Here is a 19796-nt window from a genome sequence, read left to right on the forward strand (position 1 = left end):
CGCGAGGGGTGGTGGCGGGGCTGGGTGGTGGGGGTGGGTGGTGGTGCCGCGTCTACCATCCGCCGCTCGTTCCTCGCGGCTCCCGCCAGGCCCGCCACGACGCGGCACCACCACCCACCCCGCCCCACGGTGTCTCGCTCTGGTCTCCCCTCACTCGGGCGACTGCCCGCGGTTGTCGGTCACGGCGACGAACCGCGGCCGACAACCCGCGGTTCTACCTCGACCCACCAGGGTTCTCCCTCGGTCGGCCAGGGCTCGCCCTCGGCCGACCAGGGGTCTCCCTCGGGCGACCGGGGTTGTCTCTCGGCCCGATGTGCGGCGGGCGTCAAGAGTCTTGATGTCGAGACACATCGAGTACCCTCGCGTCATGGAGCAGCAGCACGAGGACGAGGTCGACCGCATCGTCGCGGCGTGGCAGCGCGAGCGCCCGGACCTCGACGTCGAGCCGCTCACCGTCTTCTCGCGCGTCGACCGCCTTGCCCGGCACCTCGACCGCGCGCGCCGCACGGCGTTCGCGCGCGGGCACCTGGAGACCTGGGAGTTCGACGTCCTGTCCGCGCTGCGGCGGGCCGGCGAGCCGTACCGCCTGTCGCCCGGGGCGCTGGTGACGCAGACGCTCGTGACCAGCGGGACCATGACGAACCGCATCGACCGGCTCGAGGAGCGCGGGCTCGTGCTGCGCCGCCGGTCCCCCGACGACCGTCGCGGCGTGCTCGTGGAGCTCACGCCCGAGGGCCTGGAGCGCGTCGACACGGCGATGACCGACCTGCTCGCGGTGGAGGCTCGCATCCTCGACGCGCTGGAGCCCGGCGGCCGCCCTGCGCTCGCGGCCCTCCTGCGTACAGTCGTAGGACAGTTCGACGACTGACCGACGACCCGGCTGACCGGGCCGCGCGGCGTCGCACGTGCCCGCACCCGGAGGTCACCGCCCGATGCCGCCGTCCCGGCCGCCCCGCCCGACCACGTTCCGCGGCGGGATCGACGGCGTGCTGCTCGTCGCGGTATTGCTGGTCGCGGTCAACCTGCGCGCGCCGCTCACGGCGCTTCCGCCGGTCGTCGCGGACGTCGCGGTGGACCTGCACCTCACCGCGGCGGCCGCGGGCCTGCTCACGGGCATCCCCGTGCTCTGCTTCGCCGTGGCGACGCCCGCGGTCGCCGGGCTCCTGGGGCGGTCGTCGCTGCGGACGGCGATCGCCGTCGCCCTGGCGCTGATCCTCGCCGGCACCCTGCTGCGCTCGGCCGACGTCGCCGTCCTCGGCGCCGCGGGCACGTTCGCCGGGACGGTGCTCCTGGGGCTCGGCATCACGACGGCGAACCTGGCCGTCCCGATGATCGCGCAGCGCGACTTCCCGGGCCACGTCGCGACGGTGACGGGCCTGTACACGGCGGCGATCAACGTGGGGACCGTCGCGACGACGGCGCTCACCGCGCCCCTGGCCGACGCCGTCGGGTGGCGCTGGGCGCTCGCGTCCTGGTCGGTCCTCGCGGTGGTCGCGCTCGTGTGGTGGCTGCGGGCGGTCCCGCGCGAGCCGAGCCGGCCGGGAGGGGCGGCGACCGACCGGGCGAGCGGGACGCCGTCGGGCACGACGGCGCCCGCCGACGGAGCGGGGCGCGCACGGGCCGACGCGGGCGGGCCGGACGACGACGCCGCCCCCGACCCCGGCGACCTCGCCACCGCAGCGGCGGAGGGCGTCACCGGCACCGACCCCGCCGCCGCCCGCGAGCGCCACGTCCTCGCGACGCCGTTCACGTGGTGGCTGTGCGCGATGTTCGCGCTCCAGTCGTCGAGCTTCTACGCGCTCACGGCGTGGCTGCCGCTCATCCTGGAGGACCTGGCGGGGATCCCGCGCGCGGCGTCGGGCGGGGCGGCGTCGCTGTTCCAGGGGTTCGCGATCGTCGGGGGGCTCGCCGTGCCGCTCGCCGTGCGGCGATGGTCGCTGCGGCAGAGCTTCGCCGTGATCGCGGTGCTGTGGCTGACGCTGCCCCTGGGCCTGCTCGTCGCGCCGGGACTGTGGGCGGTGTGGGCGTCGATGGCCGGGATCGCGCAGGCCGCGAACTTCGTCGTCGTCTTCACGCTCGTCGCGCAGCGCTTCCCGACGGTCCGCCGCGGTCGACAGGCGTCGGCGACGGTGCAGTCGGTCGGCTACTGCCTCGCCGCCGTGGCCCCGACGCTCGCCGGCGCCCTGCAGACCGCGACGGGGACCTGGACGACGCCGGTCGCCGTCGTGCTCGGTGCGCTCGTGGTCATGACGGGGATCGGCCTCGTCCTCACGAGCTCCCCCCGCGATCGCGCGAGCTAGCCCCCACGTCCCTACCCCGCGCGACCAGGGCTCTACCTCGGGAGACCAGAGCTCTACCTCGCGCTCGCTCCCTCGGCAGGCACTACGCCCTTGACCCGCGCGTCGACGCGTGTTTATGGTGTACACATTGTTTATGCCATACACGCCAGTGTGCGCCGCACACCGGCCAGCACGTCCGACCGAGAAGGAGAAGGCGATGACCGAACCGATGATCGCCGTGCAGGGGCTCGAGAAGTCCTACGGCGACCACGCCGTGCTGCGCGGCGTCGACCTGACCGTGCGCCGCGGCGAGATCTTCGCGCTGCTCGGGCCCAACGGCGCCGGCAAGACCACGACCGTCAACATCCTCACGACCCTCGTCCGGCCCGACGGCGGCACGGCCCGCGTCGCGGGCGCCGACGTCGTCCACGACGCGGCGCGGGTGCGCGAGACCATCGCGCTCACGGGCCAGTACGCGTCGGTGGACGAGTTCCAGACGGGCCGCGAGAACCTCGTCATGATGGGCGAGCTCGCGCACCTCCCGCGCCGCGCGGTACGCCCGCGGGCGGACGCGCTCCTCGCGCGCTTCGACCTGACGGACGCCGCCGACCGCCGCGTCGGGACGTACTCGGGCGGCATGCGCCGCCGCCTCGACCTCGCGATCAGCCTCGTCGCCGACCCGGCGGTCCTCGTCCTCGACGAGCCGACGACGGGCCTCGACCCCGCCTCGCGCGCCCAGCTCTGGGACGTCGTGCGGAGCCTCGCGACCGACGGCACGACGGTCCTGCTCACGACCCAGTACCTCGAGGAGGCCGACCGCCTCGCCGACACGATCGCCGTCCTGCACGACGGCCGCGTCGCCGCGCGCGGCACGGCCGCCGAGCTCAAGGCGCTCGTCGCGGGCGACCACGTGCGCGTCGCGTTCGACGACCCCGCGAGCCTCGCGGCCGCCGTCGGGCTCGCGCCGGCACTGGGCCTGGCCCGCACGACCACGGACGAGAAGGACCTCTCCCTCACCGCACCGAGCGACGACCCGGTCCGCACCATCCGCGACGTGCTCGCCGCGGCCGACTCCCACGACCTCGCCGTCGTCGGGGTCAGCGTCGTCAAGCCCACGCTCGACGACGTCTTCCTCGCCCTGACCCGGAAGGAGGGCGCCCGATGAGCGCCACGACCGCGACCACCCTGGACCGCCCCCGCCGCGCCACGCCGTCGCGCGCGCGACAGACCCCGGCCACCGCCGCGCGGGACGTGCGCACGATGGTCGCGCGCGAGACGCGCCGCCAGCTCCGCAGCGTCGACGGGCTCATCACGGCGTTCGTGCTGCCCGTGATGATCATGCTCGTGTTCGTCGTCATCTTCGGCGGCGCGATCGGCGGGGACGACTACATCGACTACGTCGTCCCGGGCGTGCTCGTCATGTGCCTCGGGTTCGGCTCGGCGACGGCCGCCGTGGGGGTCGCGCAGGACATGACGTCGGGCACGATCGACCGGTTCAAGACGCTGCCGATCTTCGGGCCGTCCGCGCTGTGGGGGCACGTCGTGGCGAGCGTGGTGCGCAACCTCGCGTCCGCGGTCGTCGTCGTGGCCGTCGCGCTCGCGCTGGGGTTCCGGCCCGACGCCGGGCTCGGCGACTGGGTGGGCCTCGTCGCGTTCGCCGTGGTCGCGGTGCTCACGTTCACCTGGCTGAGCGTCGCGCTCGGGCTGGTCCTGAGCGTCGAGGCGTCGCAGTCGGTGAACTTCCTCTTCCTGTTCGTGCCCTACCTCAGCTCGGGCTTCGTCCCGATCGACACGATGCCCTCGTGGCTGCACGGCTTCGCCGAGAACCAGCCGTTCACGCCGATCATCGAGACGTTCCGCGGCCTCCTCGCGGGATCGCCCGACGCGACGACGGTCCTCACGGCGATCGCGTGGCTCGCGGGATTCCTGGTCGTGAGCTGCGCCGCCGGCTCGTTCCTCTACCGCCGCCGCACGGCCCGCTGACACCCACCCCAACCCCCACCTCGGCCGAGCAGGTGGTCCTGGCGCGTCCTGCCGACCGGACGCGCCACGACCACCTGCTCGGCCGCGAAGAGGGCCTGGTCGGCGACGGTCCGCCGGGACCGGCGCCGGTCGGGGAGGATGAACCCATGACGGACGCACCCGACCTCCCGCCCCGGCTCGCGCTCGCGTGGGGCGTCGCCGAACGGCCCGAGCGCGCGCCCAAGCGCGAGCTGAGCATCGAGCGGATCGTCGAGACCGCCATGGAGATCGCCGACGCGGACGGGCTGGCCGCGGTCTCCATGGCGAAGGTCGCCCAGAGCCTCGGCTTCACGACCATGTCGCTCTACCGGTACGTGACGAGCAAGGACGACCTGCTGCTGCTCATGCAGGAGGCGGCGCTCGACGTCGAGTACCCGCCCGCGCACGAGCCCGCGGACTGGCGCGCGGAGCTGCGCGAGTGGGCGCAGTTCACCATGGCGGTGTTCGCGTCCCACCCGTGGTTCCTCGACATCCCGGTGACCGGCGCGCCCCTCACGCCGAACAACCTGCGTGGGGCGGACAGCGCGCTGCGCGCCCTGCGCTCCACGCCGCTCGACGACGAGGAGAAGATGTCGGTCATCCTCCTCGTGAGCGGCTACGCGCGGAACGCCGCCCGCCTGCAGAGCGACCTCGCCCGTGCGGTCACCGCGGGCGGGGGCGACGAGACCGTCCTGGGCGGCGGCTGGGGCGGCGCGCTGCGCGACCTCGTCGACGAGGTGCGCTTCCCCTACCTGCGCCCGCTCGTGGAGGCGGGGACGTACGCCCAGGAGGGCACGATCGACGACACCGCCTGGGGCCTCGAGCGCGTGCTCGACGGGATCACGGTCTACGTGGACGCCCGGGCGGCCGGAGCCCCGGGCGCGGGGCGCCGCACCCCGGCGCCCGACGACCTGCCGGCCCCGGCCGGCGACGCCGGGGCCGACCCGCGCGACGCCGTCGCCCCGGTGGAGATCGCCGTGCACGTCAAGGACCCGAAGGTGAAGAAGGCGACGCTCAAGCGGCGCGACGCCGAGCGCCGCGTCCGCGAGGCGCAGAAGAAGGTGCGCGAGCTCGAGAAGGCGCTGCGCGAGGCGGAGAAGGCGGAACGCGAGGCGGCCCGGGCGGCGGCGGAGAGGTCTGGCCACTGATCCCGGAGGCCGCACGTGACCCCGAGATAGCGACGCACCACCGAGATAGCGACTCCCGGACGCCGGGGGGTCGCTATCTCGGCGGTGCGTCGCTATCTCGGCGCGTGGGCTCACTCGGCGAGCGCGAAGCCTGTCGTCCAGGACGTCTTCTCCCCCGCGGCGAGGGTGAGCTGGAGGAAGCCGAGCGCCTCGAGCTCGTGCGCGCGCTTCAGCGAGCCGGCGTCGACGACGCGCACTCCGGACACCGCGCCGGCGAGCGCGGCCTTGGCGTCCGCGTCGTCGCCCGCGACGAGGACCGTCGTCGGGAGCGGACCGACCTGCCCGGAGGCGAGGGTCGCGGCGAAGTTCGTGTTGAACGCCTTGAGCACGCGCGCGCCGGGCACGCGCTGCTGGATCTGCGCCGCAGCCGACGAGCCGTCGGGCACGACGAGGGCGTCGAAGGTCGCGAAGTCGAGCGGGTTGGTGATGTCGACGACGACCTTGCCGTCGAGGCGGTCGCCGTAGAGGTCGACGACTTCCGCCACGGCCCCGTACGGGAGGGCGAGGACGACGACGTCGCCCTTGAGCTCGTCGCCGACGGTCCCGGCCGAGACACGAGGATCGAGGTCGGTCGCCTCGCGCGTGAGGACCTGCACCTCGCTGCCCGCGGCGAGCGCGAGCCCGGCGATCGCGGTGCCCATGTTGCCCGCGCCGATGATGGTGATGCTGCTCATGGTGGCTTCCCTTCCTGCGCCGGCCGCCCGGTCGGCTGTTAGTTGTTGCTACAACCATCACCCTACGACGCTAAACTTGTAGCGTCAACTATTACGATGGTCACACCGGAGGAGGCCCGATGACGACAGAACCCCGCTGGCTCGACGACCAGCAGCTCGACGCGTGGAAGCGGCTCGTGGCGGTCGTGGAGCTGCTACCGGGCGTCCTGGACACCCAGCTCCGGCGCGACGCCGACCTCAGCCACTTCGAGTACTACGTGCTCGCCATGCTCTCCGAGGCCCGCGACCGCACGCTGCGCATGACCGACCTCGCGGGCGCCACCAACGCGACGCTCCCCCGCCTCTCCCACGTCGTGGCCCGGCTCGAGAAGCGCGGGCTCGTCGAGCGCGTCCCGTGCCCCGAGGACCGGCGCGCCACCAACGCGCACCTCACCGACGCCGGGTGGGCCAAGGTCGTCGCGACGGCGCCGGGCCACGTCGCCACCGTCCGGGACCACGTGATCGACGCGCTGACCCCCGAGCAGGTCGAGCAGCTCGACGCCATCGCGGGCGCGATCCTCGAGCGCGTGGACCCCGACGACCGCATGGGCTTCCTGCGCCGCTGACCGGCCCGCTGGACCGCTCGCTCGCGCGGGTTCGTCAGCCCGCGACCTCCGCCGCCTCGAGCCACGCCGCCTCGAGCTCGTCCTTCTCGGCCGCGAGCGTGCGCAGCTCGGCGTCGAGCTCGGCGACCGCGGCGAAGTCCGTCGCGTTCGCGGCGATCTTCTCGTGCAGGCGACCCTCCGCCTCGGCGATCTTCGACAGCCTGCGCTCGATGCGGTTGATCTCCTTCTTCGCCACACGCACCTCGGCCGCGCTCGGACCGGCCACGACCGATTCGCTGTCCGCGCCGCCGTCGGCCCCCGACGCGGGCGCGAAGCCGCTCGACGACGCCCCGGCGCCCGCGAGCGCCGCGCGCCGCAGGTCGAGGTACTGCTCGACGCCGCCCGGCAGGTCGCGCACCTGACCGTCTCCGAGCAGCGCGACCTGGCGGTCCGCGACGCGCTCCAGCAGGTAGCGGTCGTGCGAGACGACGACCAGCGTCCCCGGCCAGCCGTCGAGCAGGTCCTCGAGCGCGGCGAGCGTGTCGGTGTCGAGGTCGTTCGTCGGCTCGTCGAGCAGCAGCACGTTGGGCTCGGCGACGAGCAGCCGCAGGAGCTGCAGGCGGCGGCGCTCGCCGCCCGAGAGGTCGCGCACGAGGGTCTGGGACCGCTCGCGCGTGAACCCGAGCCGCTCGACGAGCTGCGAGGCCGTGAGCTCCTTGCCGTCCACGACGACGGACCGCTTCTCGTCCTCGATCACCTGGATGACGCGCGACCCGGCGATGTCGTCGAGCTCGCCGACGTCCTGCGACAGCTCGGCGACGTGGACGGTCTTGCCGCGCTTGACCCGCCCGGAGTCGGGCTCGCGCCGCCCGGCGAGGAGCGCGAGGAGCGTCGTCTTCCCGGCGCCGTTGACCCCGACGACGCCGTACCGGTCGCCGGGCCCGAGGCGCCACGTGACGTCGTCGAGCAGCACGCGCCTGGCCACGTCCGCACCGGCCGCGCCGCGCACGGGGACGGCGACCGTCACGTCCTCGAGGTCGAGCACGTCCTTGCCGAGCCGCTTGGTCGCGGTGCGCGTGAGCTCGAGCGTGTCGCGCGGCGGCGGGACGTCGGCGATGAGCGCGGCGGCGGCGTCGAGCCGGAACTTGGGCTTGGACGTGCGGGCGGGTGCCCCGCGGCGCAGCCACGCGAGCTCCTTGCGCAGCAGGTTGTCGCGCTTCTCCGCGGCGACGGCGGCGGTCCGCTGGCGCTCGGCGCGCGCGAGCACGTAGGCGGCGTAGCCGCCCTCGTACCCCTCGACCGCACCGGAGCCGTCGCCGCGCACCTCCCACATGCGCGAGCAGACGGCGTCGAGGAACCAGCGGTCGTGGGTCACCACGACGAGCGCGCCCCGGGCGCCCGGGCGCGCGAACCGGTCGCCCAGGTGGGCGGCGAGCCACGCGACGCCCTCGACGTCGAGGTGGTTGGTCGGCTCGTCGAGGAACAGCACGTCGTGGTCGGCGACGAGGAGGGCCGCGAGCGCGACGCGGCGCCGCTGCCCGCCCGACAGGGTGTCCGCGGGGGCGTCGAGGTCGAGGTCGGCCAGCAGGCCGGCGTGCACGGTGCGGATGCTCGCGTCCGACGCCCACGCGTGCGTCGCGGCGTCGCCGTGCACGAGGTCGCGGATCGTCGCGCCGGTGCCGACGTCGTCGCGCTGGTCGAGCAGCCCCACCCGCAGCCCGCCCACCCGGGTGACGCGGCCGCCGTCGGGCTGCTGCGTGCCCGCGAGGAGGCGCAGGAGCGTCGACTTGCCGGCGCCGTTGGGGCCGACGATGCCGACGCGGTCGCCGTCGTCGAGGCCGAGAGAGACGTCGTCGAGCAGGGTGCGGGTGCCGACGGTCAGCGAGATGCCGTCGGCGCCGAGAAGATGAGCCACGCCGTCGAGCCTAGCGACCTCGGCGGCGCCCTCGTCCGGGGCGCCGGTGCGCGAGGCCCGACCGCGCGCCTCGCGCCCGATGGGGACTCCTCCCCCTTGCGCCGGGCCGCGTCATGACGAAAGGTGACCGTGACAACCGTCCCCCCTGCCAACAGAGGTTCACCATGTCCTTCTACGGTGCCGACGTCGCCGCGCTGCGCGGGCTCGCCGACACGTTCCAGGGCGAGTCCGCCAGGCTCGAGGCGACGACCTCGGCGCTGCGCGCCGCCGTCACGTCGACCCCGTGGGCAGGTCCGGACGCCGAGGCGCTGCGGGCACGGTGGCACGGCGAGATGGAGGCGGCGCTGCGAGCGGCGTCGACCCTGCTCGACGACGGCGCGCAGAAGCTCCGCGTGCAGGCCGAGCAGCAGGACAGCGCGAGCGCCGTCGACGGCGGCGGGAGCCGTGGCGGCGGTGCTGGTGGCGGTAGCGGCGGGATCCCTGGTCTGCCGGGCGATCACACCCTGCCCGACCTGCCGCCGATGACCGAGCAGCAGGAGCCGCCGACGATCGTCGCGACGGAGCACGTGACGTACGAGCAGGGCATCGGGGTCGGCCCGGGGGAAGGGAGCGCCGGGTTCGAGTACCGCATCGACGAGCTCTCCGACGGGACGTTCCGGGTCACCCAGCTCGCCGGGGGCAGCCTGGGAGTCGGAGAGGGCACCCCGACCCCCTACGTCGAGGGGCACGTGAACGAGCACGGCGTCAACCTCGGCGCGCAGGCGGGCGCCTCGGGCGGGGCGGTGCTGAACGTCGGGAGCGAGTACACCTTCGCGAGCCAGGACGAGGTCGACGCCTTCCTCGCCTACCAGCAGCGCCAGACGATGCACTACATGGGGCCGGAGCTCGGGTCGTACGTGCCGCCGAGGCCCGACGCCACGATCGTCGAGGCGGGCGCCTACGCGACCGGGTCCGCCGGGGGTGCGGTCGTGCCGCTCGCTGGGGGGAGGGCCGAGGTCGAGGTCGAGGGCCTGGTCGGCACCCGCGTGGACAACAACACGGGCACCACGACGGTCTACGTCCGCGGCGACGCCGGCGCAGGCATCGAGGGCACGGGGATCGTCCCGGGCAGCAAGGACGCCGGCGGGCCCGGCGTGTACGCGGTCACGTACGACGCGAGCGGCAACGTCGTGCCCAACCCACCGAGCTCGCTCATCACGACGCCACCCGGCGGTACGGTCGTGAAGGAGCAGGGTGTCGGGTTCTCCGCCGGGACGCCGCTGCCCGTGGTCGGCGGAGGGAGCGTCTCGGTCGGAGGGTCGCGCACCCGCACCGAGTACCCCGAGCAGGGCTGATCGGCGGGCCCTCCTACTTCAGTCCCGTGTGCGCGAGGCCCTGGACGAACTGCTTCTGCGCGACGAGGAACACCGCGAGGACCGGCAGCACCGTCAGCGTCGTCGCCGCGAGCTGCACGTTCCACATGGGACCGCCGTAGGCGTCGACGTACTGCGTGAGCGCCTGCGGGAGCGTGAACCGGTCCTTGCTGGACAGGTACACGATCGGCTCGAGGTACAGGTTCCACGACTTGAGGAACGTGAAGATCGCGACGGCCGAGATCGCGGAGCGGGACAGCGGGAACGCGATCCGCCAGAAGATCCCCCAGCGCCCGAGGCCGTCCATGCGCCCCGCCTCCTCGAGCTCGCCCGGGAGGCCGAGGAAGAACTGGCGCATGATGAACGTCGCGAGCACGCTCGGCGCCCCGAGGATCGGGATGACCACGAGCGGCCAGTGCGTGTCGATGAGCCCGAGCGAGTTGACCATCCGGAACAGCGGGACGATCGTCACCTCCGACGGCACGAGCAGCCCCACGAGCACGAGCAGGAACAGCGCGTTCGCCCCGGGGAACCGGATGCGCGCGAACGCGTACCCGGCCATGGACGACACGAGGATCGTCCCGACGGTCACCAGCGCGGCGATGTAGAGGCTGTTCCAGTACTGCTGCGCGAACGGCTGCAGCCGGAACACGTCCCCGTACGCCGCGAACGACGGGTCCTGCGGCCACAGCGTCGGCACGGCGCGGAGGATCTCGCTCATCGGCTTGAGGCTCGACGTCGCCATCCACCACGTGGGGAACACGAAGGGAACGCTCAGCACGACCAGCAGCGCCACGAGCGCCCAGCGTCCCCACCGGCGCCGGGACCGCGCGGCCCGGTCCCGACGCGCGGGCGCGTGCCGTGGGCGGTCCGCGCCGTCGCCCGTGCCCGACGCCGCGGGCCGGGCCGGGTCACCGTCCGCGCCCGGGAGCGTGGCCGGGCCGGGCATCACGTCAGACTTCATGGAAGACCCACCTCTTGCGCGTCTGCCACTGCACGAGTGTCAGGACGAGGACGATGACGAACAGCAGGACGGAGATCGCGCTCGCGTAGCCGAAGTCGTTGAACCGGAACGCCTGCTGGTACAGGTAGTAGACGAGCACCGTGGTCGAGTTCCCCGGCCCCCCGCCCGTGAGCACGGCGATCTGCGCGAACACCTCGAGCGAGCCGACGATCGTGAGGATCGAGACGAGCAGCACGGTCGGGCTGATGAGCGGGAGCGTGATCGACCGGAAGCGCCGCCACGCGCCGGCCCCGTCGATGCGCGCGGCCTCCTGGACCTCCTCCGGGACGCCCTGCAGCGCCGCGAGGAACAGGATCATGTTGAGGCCGACGTTCTTGAACACCTGGACGACGATCACCGAGATCATGGCCGTCGTCTCGCCCCGCAACCAGTTCGGGCCCTCGACGCCGAGGAGCGACAGGAAGCCGTTGATCCCGCCGTCGGCCTGGAGCAGGAAGCTCCACACGATCGTCCACGCGACGAGCGACACGACCACCGGTGAGAAGAAGAACGTCCGGAACGTCGTGGTGCCCGGGAGCTTCTGGTTGAGCAGCACCGCGAGCAGCAGGGCGAGCGAGATGTTGAGGACCACGAGCCCGACCGAGAACCACAGGCTCGCGAGCAGCGAGTCGCGCAGGCCGGGGTCGGAGAGCATGCGCTCGTAGTTGTCGGCGCCCGCGAACGTGAACGTGTTCGCGAGGACGTTCCACTCGTGCAGCGAGTACCAGACCACGGCGACCAGCGGTGCGACGACGAACGCGAGCGCGCCGAGCACGGCGGGCGCGACCATGGTGTACCCCACGGCCGCGTCCCGTCGTGCGAGTGCGGAGGACGCCACGCTCAGTCCCCGAGCAGGGGCTGGATCGCCGCGCACGTGTCGGCGAGCACGCCCTCGACGTCGGCGTCCGCGGTCCACAGCGCGTCGAGCTGGGCCCGCACCGTGTCCTGCAGCTTCGCGAAGTTCCGGTGCGACGGCTTGGTCACCGCGCCCTGGATGCCGTCGACCACGACCGCCTGGAGCTGGGTCTCGCTGAGCTTCGGGTTCGCCGCGCCGAGCGTCTCCGCGTTCAGGAGCGACTCGCGCGGCGGCGGGAAGTACGCGGCGAGCGTCTCGGCGTTCTCCGGGTTGGTGAACCACGCGAGGAAGTCGGCGGCGACGTCCGGGTGCTCGCCCGCCGCGAAGACGCCGATGCCCGCCTGGCCGATGACGTTCTGCTGACCCGCGGGACCGGCCGGGAGCGGCACGACGTCCCACGCGAACGAGTCGTCGAGCGCGGACGCGCGGCTGATCTGCGTGATCGTCATCGCGGCGTCGCCCGCGAAGAAGTCGGCCGTCGTGCCCGGACCGGGCATCGCCTTGTCCACGAACGTCGCGTCGTGGATCCACGTGAGCGCGTCGACCATCTCCGGGTCGGTGAACGTGCACTGTGTGCCGTCCTCGTTCCACGGCGCCGCGTCCCAGCCGTCCCAGACGGTCGACAGGTTCTCCCACACCTTGAAGTCGAAGTCGCGCACCACGAGGCCCTGCTTGCCCGACGCCGCGGCGGCGGCCGCCGAGATGTCGCGCGCCTGGTCGTAGGTCCAGTCCCCGGAAGCGACGAGGTCGGCCGGGTTCGGCTGGCCCGCGGCGGCGACCTGGTCGGTGTTGACGAACATCGCGAACGGCGAGTTGGAGAACGGGTAGGCGAAGAGGCCGCCGTCCTTCTCCCACAGCGCGAGCGAGGAGTCCAGGAGGTCGTCGTACTCGTACCCCTCGGTCTCCTGGAGCTTCGGGGCGACGTCCACGAGCGCGCCGCTCGCGACGAACTCGGGCGCGTAGCTCTCGAGGATCCACGCGAGGTCCGGGGCGTTGCCGCCCGCGAGCTGCGTCGTGAGCGACGTCGTGTAGTCCTCGAACGGGATCGTCTCGAACGTCACGCCCGAGACGAGGTCGGGGTTGTCCGCGACGTACGCGTCGGCGATATCCTGGAACTGCGCGAGCTGCGTCTCGTCGGCCGTCCAGACGGTCATGCGCAGCTCGACGGGCTCGCTCGGCGTGCTCGGCTCGCCGGCGACGTCGTCGCCGCCGCCGGAGCACGCGGTGAGGACGAGGGCGAGCGCGACGCCGCCTGCGGCCAGGGGTGCGCTCACGAGGCGGTGTCGGATGCGGGCCGGGCGGGGTGCGCGGCGGGGGGTCAGGGGGGTCATCAGTTCTCCTTCGGACTGAGGGTGGCCGTGTCGGTGCGGGCGGGGCCCGCGTCAGTAGGGGTGTGCCTCGGCGGGCCAGCGCAGCTCGACGCCGGCCCGGACGAGCTCGTCCTGGTAGTCGGCGAGCAGGTCGGCCTTGGACTGGACGGCGTGCGGCGTGCGCCCGGTCGCGAGGCAGTGGGCCGCGAGGTGGCCGGCGGCCTCGCCGATGTTCCACTCGACCGGGTGCAGGCGGTAGCAGCCGTTGGTGATGTGCGTCGTGCCGATGTTCTTGTTGGCCGCGAGCAGGTTGGTCACACGCTGCGGGAGGAGCGCGCCGAGGGGGATCTCGAACGGGGTCGACGCGACGTCGATGTACGTGTCGCCGCCGGTCGAGGGGTGCAGGTCGATGCGGTACATGCCGACGCCGACCGAGTCGTCGTAGCGCGTCGCGCCCCGGTCCCCGCGCACGGCGTACGAGACGTCGTTCTCCGTCACCGTCGTCACCGCGCGCAGGCGGCGGGACTCGCGGTGGTAGGCCGCCTGGGCGAGGCCGTCGGCCGAGCCCATGACGTCCGGTCGCAGGCGCAGTCCGGGGAACCCCGTCCCGCCGTCGGGGCGGGGCGCCTCGGTCTGCATCCAGTAGAGCATCGAGAGGCTGAGCTGCCGGGCGTCGGCGATCCGCGCCTCCTCCACGTCGCGCGGCACGTCGAGCACCGGCGCGAGGAAGTAGTCGATGCTCGGCCAGTTCACGAGGCACAGGTCGCTCGCGTAGTGGCCGGGCGCGAACAGGTCGCGCGCCGCGATGCGCCGGAACGTCCACAGGTTGCCGTCGCCCGGGTTCTTCGACTGGTCGGCGTCCACGGCGCGCGCGTCGTCGCCCGGGTTCGGCGTGAAGGACCGCACGTCCATCGCGAGCGTGCGCGGGTTCGGCGCCTCCCACGACAGCATGCGCCGCCCGTTCCACGGGCCCGGGGTGTACGTGCTCCAGAAGTCGTAGCGCTCGGGACGGTCGATCGTGTGGTCGCCGTCGACGTGCTCGACGGCGAAGCACACGCTCAGCGCCTGCACGTTGTCCGGCTGCGCCTCGTCGGGAGCGCTCGGCTCCCCCGTCTCACGGTTCGACTCGAAGCCCGTGACGTACTCCGTGCCCGTCAGGGGCAGGAGGTCGCCCGTCTCGGTCGCGTCGACGATGAACGCGGCGTGGACCGTCACGACCTCGTCGGCGCCCGTACCGTCGCCCGGGCTGACCGGGGTGAGCGTCACGGAGGTGACGCGGTCGCCGTCGGTGGTGGCCGCCGTCGGGCGCACGCGCTCCAGCAGACGGATGCGGCCCGCGGACCGCCACGGGGCGAGCATCTCCTCGAGCACCCCGACCGCGACGCGCGGCTCGTGGCACAGCTTGGAGACCCAGCCGGCGCCAGGGTTGAGGGCGTCCCACGAGCGCGCGGCGTCCGTCAGCGGGTACGAGCGGCGGTACACGTCGCGGATGCCGTCGCGCAGCGCGCGGTAGCGCGCGGTCACGCCGAACCGCTCGACCCACGCGCTCTCGTCCGGCGGCACCGCCTGGGACGTGAGCTGCCCGCCGATCCACGGGTGCTCCTCGGTGAGGACGACGCGGGCGCCCCGCTCCGCGGCCGCGAGCGCGGCGGCGACGCCGCCGAGCCCGCCGCCGACGACGAGGACGTCTGCCTGGAGGTCTGGATGGGTCACGCTGGTTCCGTTTCTCTGGTGCTCTGGTGCTCTGAGGTCTGCAGGGACGGTCCGGCTGCCGGGGGTGGCGCGGGCGGTGGCGCGGCGACGGTCTCGCCGTCGACGTCGACGCACTCGAGGAGCTGGTGCAGCTCGTCCTCGGGGACCCGGGCGGCGCGCGCGGCCTTGCGGTCGGAGCGGCCCGAGCCGGACTCGGCGACGAGCCGCGAGAGCAGGACGAGGGCGCGCGCCCCCATCTCCTCGCGCGGGATCGAGAACCCGGACCACCGGCGCCCGCCCGGACGCCCGTGGTGCGGCTGGCCCAGGAGGAGGAAGGAGACGTCGTCGGGCACGCGGACCCCGCGCCCCTCGAGCTCGTCGACGAGCTCCTCGGGATAGTTCTCCGGGGCGACGACGACGGCCGTGAGGCGCTGGTCGACGATCTCCGCGGCCGTGGCCGGGACGTCGTCGAGCTCGACGAAGCGCACGGTGAGCCCGTGCGCCTTCATCGTGGCGCGGTAGGCGTCGACGCGGTCGAGCGTCGGCTGGTCGGTGCCGCGCGGCCCGACGTAGCCGATGCGCTCGTGGCCGAGCGTGACGAGACGCTCGACCTGGCGCGCCGTCGCCGCGACGTAGTCGGCGCCGACGTAGGGCAGGCGCCCGCCGTCGCTCCCGCGCTTCCCGATGAAGACGAACGGGTAGTTCGTGTCGAGCAGGTGCTGGAGCTCGCCGCGGTCCTCGTGCTGGCCGAGCAGGAGGCAGCCGTCGGCGATCCCGAGGCGCTGCCACCCGTCGCGCGTGAGGCGGCGCCGGCCGTCGACGACGCGGGCGCTCGTGAAGAGCAGGATGTCGATGCCCAGCTTCTCGGCCGCGTGCTCGATGCCGACCAGGAACGGGCCGTAGAAGTCCCGGCCGGCGCGCGGGAACGTCGCCTCGTAGGTGAAGACGCCCAGGATCTGGTTGTGCCCGCCCGCGAGGCGCTGGGCCACGGGGTTCGCCGAGTAGCCGGTGATGCGGATCGCGTCGAGCACGCGCTGACGGGTCTCCTCGCTGATCCGCACCCCGGCGGGCGTGCTGTCGTTCAGCACGAACGAGACCGTCGCCTGGCTGACGCCCGCCATGGCGGCGACGTCGGCCTGGGTGATGCGGTGCCTCGGCATGGATCCTCCTCGATCACGTCGTCGATGACGTGCGAGGAGTCTCGCCAGAGCGGCGCGTGCGGGTCAACGCGGTAATACGCATTATTACGTCGCGAACGCTGGCACTCCGCGCCTCTGTCCGCCGCCGGTGATCCGCATAATCGGCGACGCGACGGTCACCGCCGCCCCGGCGGGCGACTGCCGGAGGATGCACGACGGGCCCAGGGACGCACTCGGAGGTGCATCCCTGGGCCCGCTGTGCCGCGCGTGCGTGCGGCGCTATCCGCAGGTCAGCGCGTCGTAGGTCGCCGAGGTCGAGCCGTGCTGGACACCGTCGGCCCCGGCGACGTCGACCCTCGCCTCCCCGGCCTCGACCGACGTCGCCCGCGTCGCGAAGGACTGGTAGGCGCTGCGCCCGGGCTCGACGTCCGCCACGGTGCGCTCGCCGAACGGCGTCACGAGCCGGACCGTCGTCGCGGCCTCCCCCTCGTTGCGCGCGGTCACCGCGACGTACGCGCGGCCCGCGAGGCAGCGCGTCACGGCCTGCACCTCGACGGCGGGCACGTCGTCGTCGCACGCGGCCGCCTCCTCGGCGGTCGGGGTCCACCGGAACCAGTCGAACGACGCCACGATCTCCGGCGGCGTCGCGGAGCCGCGCATCGCGAACGGCCCGACGCCCGTCGCACCAAGCGCCGCGACGTCCACGGTGCGACCCCAGGGCGCGAACTCGACGCCGTCGACCGACACCGACGCCTGCACGGCGCTCCCGTCGCTCGCGAGGCGCAGCCAGAAGGTCTCACCGAGTCCTGCCGGCGGGACGACCGAGTCGAACCCCGTGTTGCGGTCGGTGCCGTTCTGGCGCCAGATGAACTCGACGCGCGGGCCGAGCGAGCCGTGCACGAGGTCGAGCTTCGCGTAGTTCGCGTCGTCGCGGTACAGGAGCAGGCCGCCCTGCTGGAAGCGCTCGGTCGGGGAGACGGAGACGGCCGTCGTGACCTCCCAGGGCCCGTCGGGGACCGCCTGGAGCGGCAGCGAGGCGCCCGCGACGCCGGTCGGGTACGTCGGGACGCGCAGCGCGCCGTCCACGAGCTCGTGGCGAGCGGTGCCCGCGCGGACGACGGACCACCGCGCCGGGTCGAGCGTCGTGCCGTCGAACTCGTCCGACGCGGCACCGCTGCACTGCTCGCGCAGCGGGTCGGGGTCCTGGCCGGGCTCGGGCGGCCGGACGGCGTCGGGGTCGCGCTGCGCCCACGCGATCGTCGCGCCCAGCCGGTCGCCGGACTCGTAGAAGAGGTAGGTCTCGTCGCCGTCGGTCACGATCTCGGGCGCGGCCACCCGGCCGGTGTCCTCACCGACACCGCTGGCCCTGTGGAGCTCCCACCGCGGTCCGACCTGGGTCATCGTCGGGTCGAGCGTGCGGGCGAACGTGATGCCCGTGGAGCCGTGGTAGACCACGTAGAGCTGGCCCTCCCACTCCCACAGGTTGCCGCCGGACACGTTCGTGCCGGTCGCGGCGTCGGGCACGACGAGCGGGTCGGGCCGCACGTCCCAGGCCTTGCCGTCGACCGACTCGGCCACCTTGATGCGCCGGATGTTGTCGGTCCGGTTCTGCATGTACGTCATCGCGAAGCGGTAGCCCGACGCTGGGTCGGGGTGCTCGACGACGCGCGCGTAGGACGTCTCGGTGGTCCCGGCACCGCCGTCGGCGTTGGTGACCGCGACCCCGGAGTCGTCGAACGTCACGCCGTCGTTCGACGTCGCCCACCGCGTCGTCGAGTTCTCGCCGTGGAAGTACAGCAGCACCTCGTCGGCCGCGTCGTCCCACAGGACGTCGGGCGACGAGACGTGCGAGACGCGCTCGTAGAACGGCAGCCACTCGTCCGCGACGATCGGGTTGTGGGCGTACTCCGTCCACGGGCCCTCGAGCGAGTCGGCGTACATGAGCGAGATCCCGCCCGGGGAGTCGTGCGGGGCGTAGTACAGGTACCACTCCCCCAAAGCGTCGTCGAGGTAGGCGCCCGCGTGGAAGACGCTCGGGAAGATGAACTCGTCCGTCGGGTTGTAGATCATCGACTCCTTGTCGGTGATCACGCCGCGGTACTCGAAGACCGGGAGGTCGGACGCGGACGGGGCGTCGGCCGCCGTCGCGCCCACCGGCGCCGGGGCGAGGGCTGTCGGCGACGGCGCGGCCACGGCGGGGGCGACCGCGCCGGCTGCCACCATCGCGGCCAGGGCGACGACCGCCGCCGTCGCGACGCGGCGTCTCCGGCGGGGTGCTGGTGCTCGGGTTCTCACAGGGGACCTCCATCGGTTCCTCACCGGCGGCCTCGTCGCCGACCGGGCGCCGCGCGCGCGGCGGCGGCTGGTGGCAGTCTCGCCGCACCGGCCCCGCGCGGGTCAAAGGGATGATGCGCATTATTAGCGTGGCCCGGAGCTCTCCTCGCCGGCGCTAGAGTCGTCCCGACCCGACATCGATGTCCGACATCACCCTTGTGCGCCCTCCGGAGGATCGCCACCGTGCCGCTCTTCGACCTGCCCCTCGCCGAGCTCGAGACCTACGCTCCCGCGCTCGACGAGCCCGCCGACCTCGACGCGTTCTGGGCGCGCACCCTCGCCGGGTCACGCGCGGCCGGCGGCGACCTCGCCGAGACCGTCCGGCTCGAGCGCGTCGACGCCGGGCTGGAGACGGTCGTGGTCGACGACGTCACGTTCCCGGGCTTCGACGCCCAGCCGGTCAAGGCCTGGCTCGTGCGGCCCGCCGCAGCCGCGCGCGCGGCGGCCGCCGGGGACGGCCCACCGCTCACCGCCGTGGTCGAGTACCTGGGATACGGGGGCGGCCGCGGCCTGCCCCACGAGCACCTGCTGTGGGCGAGCGCGGGCTACGCGCACCTCGTCGTCGACACGCGCGGACAGGGCAGCGGCTGGGGCGCGGGAGGCGACACGCCCGACCCGGTCGGATCAGGCCCGGCCACACCCGGCTTCCTGACGCGCGGCGTCCTCGACCCGCACGAGCACTACTACCGCCGCGTCATCACCGACGCCGTGCGGGCGGTCGACGCCGTCCGCACGATCGACGGCATCGACGCCGCCCGCGTCGCCGTGACCGGGGTGAGCCAGGGCGGCGGCCTGACGATCGCCGTCGCCGGCCTCACCGAGGGCCTCGTCGCCGCCATGCCCGACGTGCCGTTCCTCACCCACTACCGCCGCGCGGTCGAGATCACCGACCGCCCGCCGTACTCGGAGATCACGCGCTATCTCGCCGTCCATCGCGAGCACGAGGACGCCGTCTTCCGCACCCTCTCCTACCTCGACGGCGCGAGCCTCGCGCGGCGCGCGACCGCGCCCGGCCTGTTCTCCGTGGCGCTCATGGACCCGGTCTGCCCGCCGTCCACCGTGTACGCGGCGTACAACGGCTGGGCCGCGGACGCGGGCGCCGGGGACGTCGCGCGCGCGATCGACGTCTACCGCTTCAACGAGCACGAAGGTGGCCAGGCCTACCGCTTCGCCCGCCAGCTCGCCTGGCTCCGCGAGCACACCCGCTAGCCACGGCCGCGTACCGCCCGATGCCCGACCCGCGCAGCCGCAGCGGGAGAGCCGTGGTCGCGAGGTAGATCCCCGGTAGCACGAGGTAGACCGGCGGCCCGGTCCGGTCCGGTCCGGTCCCATACGGGCGAGCCCGACACCGCGGGTAGTCGCCCGGGTCAGCGACGACCAGGGTGAGACGACGCCGGGCGGGGTGGGTGGTGGTGCCGCGTCGTGGCGGGCCTGGCGGGAGCGACGCGAGGAACGAGCGGCGCGGATGGT

The 19796-nt window shown here is 73.7% G+C and carries 16 protein-coding genes; 8 read left to right on the forward strand and 8 right to left on the reverse strand.

Going from position 1 to position 19796, the window contains the following annotated elements; translation table 11 throughout:
- Positions 1–367 precede the first annotated feature (367 nt).
- The 5 genes from ACZ402_RS17815 (at position 368) to ACZ402_RS17835 (ending at position 5428) form a co-directional block, all read left to right on the forward strand.
- Entirely contained in the window at positions 368–868 is a 501-nt protein-coding gene (locus ACZ402_RS17815) for a MarR family winged helix-turn-helix transcriptional regulator (protein ID WP_353708574.1), read from the forward strand.
- A 64-nt stretch (positions 869–932) separates the two neighbouring features.
- Positions 933–2300: an MFS transporter gene (locus ACZ402_RS17820; protein WP_375825110.1), complete on the forward strand. Its 1368-nt coding sequence runs from the start codon at positions 933–935 to the stop codon at positions 2298–2300.
- 196 nt (positions 2301–2496) lie between these two features.
- Positions 2497–3444 (forward strand): ATP-binding cassette domain-containing protein, encoded by a 948-nt coding sequence (locus tag ACZ402_RS17825; protein ID WP_375825109.1) that lies wholly within the window; start codon positions 2497–2499, stop codon positions 3442–3444.
- On the forward strand, positions 3441–4262 hold the full coding sequence (locus ACZ402_RS17830) for an ABC transporter permease (RefSeq protein ID WP_375825108.1): 822 nt from the start codon (positions 3441–3443) through the stop codon (positions 4260–4262). Before ACZ402_RS17825 ends, ACZ402_RS17830 begins: the two co-directional genes overlap by 4 nt.
- A 146-nt stretch (positions 4263–4408) precedes the next feature.
- Entirely contained in the window at positions 4409–5428 is a 1020-nt protein-coding gene (locus ACZ402_RS17835; RefSeq protein ID WP_375825107.1) for a TetR/AcrR family transcriptional regulator, read from the forward strand.
- 110 nt (positions 5429–5538) lie between these two features.
- On the opposite strand, the gene ACZ402_RS17840 is transcribed toward ACZ402_RS17835, so the two are convergent.
- A complete protein-coding gene (locus ACZ402_RS17840) occupies positions 5539–6141 on the reverse strand; it encodes an NADPH-dependent F420 reductase (RefSeq protein WP_375825106.1) in 603 nt (200 codons plus the stop codon).
- 119 nt (positions 6142–6260) lie between these two features.
- Here ACZ402_RS17840 and ACZ402_RS17845 point away from each other — a divergent pair, with 119 nt between their 5' ends.
- Complete coding sequence (locus tag ACZ402_RS17845; protein ID WP_375825105.1) at positions 6261–6746, forward strand: MarR family winged helix-turn-helix transcriptional regulator; 486 nt, start codon at positions 6261–6263, stop codon at positions 6744–6746.
- Positions 6747–6780: 34 nt separating this feature from the next.
- Here the strand turns inward: ACZ402_RS17845 and ACZ402_RS17850 are convergent, their stop codons facing one another.
- Positions 6781–8640 (reverse strand): ABC-F family ATP-binding cassette domain-containing protein, encoded by a 1860-nt coding sequence (locus ACZ402_RS17850; RefSeq protein ID WP_375825104.1) that lies wholly within the window; start codon positions 8638–8640, stop codon positions 6781–6783.
- Positions 8641–8804: 164 nt separating this feature from the next.
- Between ACZ402_RS17850 and ACZ402_RS17855 the strand changes: the two genes are divergently transcribed.
- A complete protein-coding gene (locus ACZ402_RS17855; protein WP_375825103.1) occupies positions 8805–9974 on the forward strand; it encodes a WXG100 family type VII secretion target in 1170 nt (389 codons plus the stop codon).
- A 13-nt stretch (positions 9975–9987) separates the two neighbouring features.
- Here ACZ402_RS17855 and ACZ402_RS17860 read toward each other — a convergent pair whose 3' ends face one another.
- From ACZ402_RS17860 to ACZ402_RS17885, 6 genes are all read right to left on the reverse strand, one after another.
- Positions 9988–10956, reverse strand: coding sequence for a carbohydrate ABC transporter permease (locus ACZ402_RS17860; RefSeq protein ID WP_375825102.1), 969 nt, complete (start codon positions 10954–10956; stop codon positions 9988–9990).
- Positions 10946–11833 (reverse strand): carbohydrate ABC transporter permease, encoded by an 888-nt coding sequence (locus ACZ402_RS17865; RefSeq protein ID WP_375825101.1) that lies wholly within the window; start codon positions 11831–11833, stop codon positions 10946–10948. The genes ACZ402_RS17860 and ACZ402_RS17865 overlap by 11 nt, the downstream gene beginning before the upstream one ends.
- Before the next feature lie 2 nt (positions 11834–11835).
- Complete coding sequence (locus ACZ402_RS17870) at positions 11836–13182, reverse strand: ABC transporter substrate-binding protein (protein ID WP_375825100.1); 1347 nt, start codon at positions 13180–13182, stop codon at positions 11836–11838.
- Positions 13183–13233: 51 nt separating this feature from the next.
- A complete protein-coding gene (locus tag ACZ402_RS17875) occupies positions 13234–14874 on the reverse strand; it encodes an FAD-dependent oxidoreductase (RefSeq protein ID WP_375825099.1) in 1641 nt (546 codons plus the stop codon).
- On the reverse strand, positions 14871–16013 hold the full coding sequence (locus ACZ402_RS17880) for a LacI family DNA-binding transcriptional regulator (RefSeq protein WP_053370163.1): 1143 nt from the start codon (positions 16011–16013) through the stop codon (positions 14871–14873). Before ACZ402_RS17880 ends, ACZ402_RS17875 begins: the two co-directional genes overlap by 4 nt.
- A gap of 258 nt (positions 16014–16271) precedes the next feature.
- The gene (locus ACZ402_RS17885; RefSeq protein WP_375825098.1) at positions 16272–18287 is read right to left on the reverse strand and encodes a beta-xylosidase family glycoside hydrolase; all 2016 of its coding nucleotides are present in this window, start codon (positions 18285–18287) and stop codon (positions 16272–16274) included.
- 222 nt (positions 18288–18509) lie between these two features.
- On the opposite strand from ACZ402_RS17885, the gene ACZ402_RS17890 reads away from it, so the two are divergent.
- Positions 18510–19535: an acetylxylan esterase gene (locus ACZ402_RS17890; RefSeq protein ID WP_375825097.1), complete on the forward strand. Its 1026-nt coding sequence runs from the start codon at positions 18510–18512 to the stop codon at positions 19533–19535.
- Positions 19536–19796 lie beyond the last annotated feature (261 nt).

It is taken from the genome of Cellulosimicrobium sp. NPDC030954, assembly GCF_055571305.1.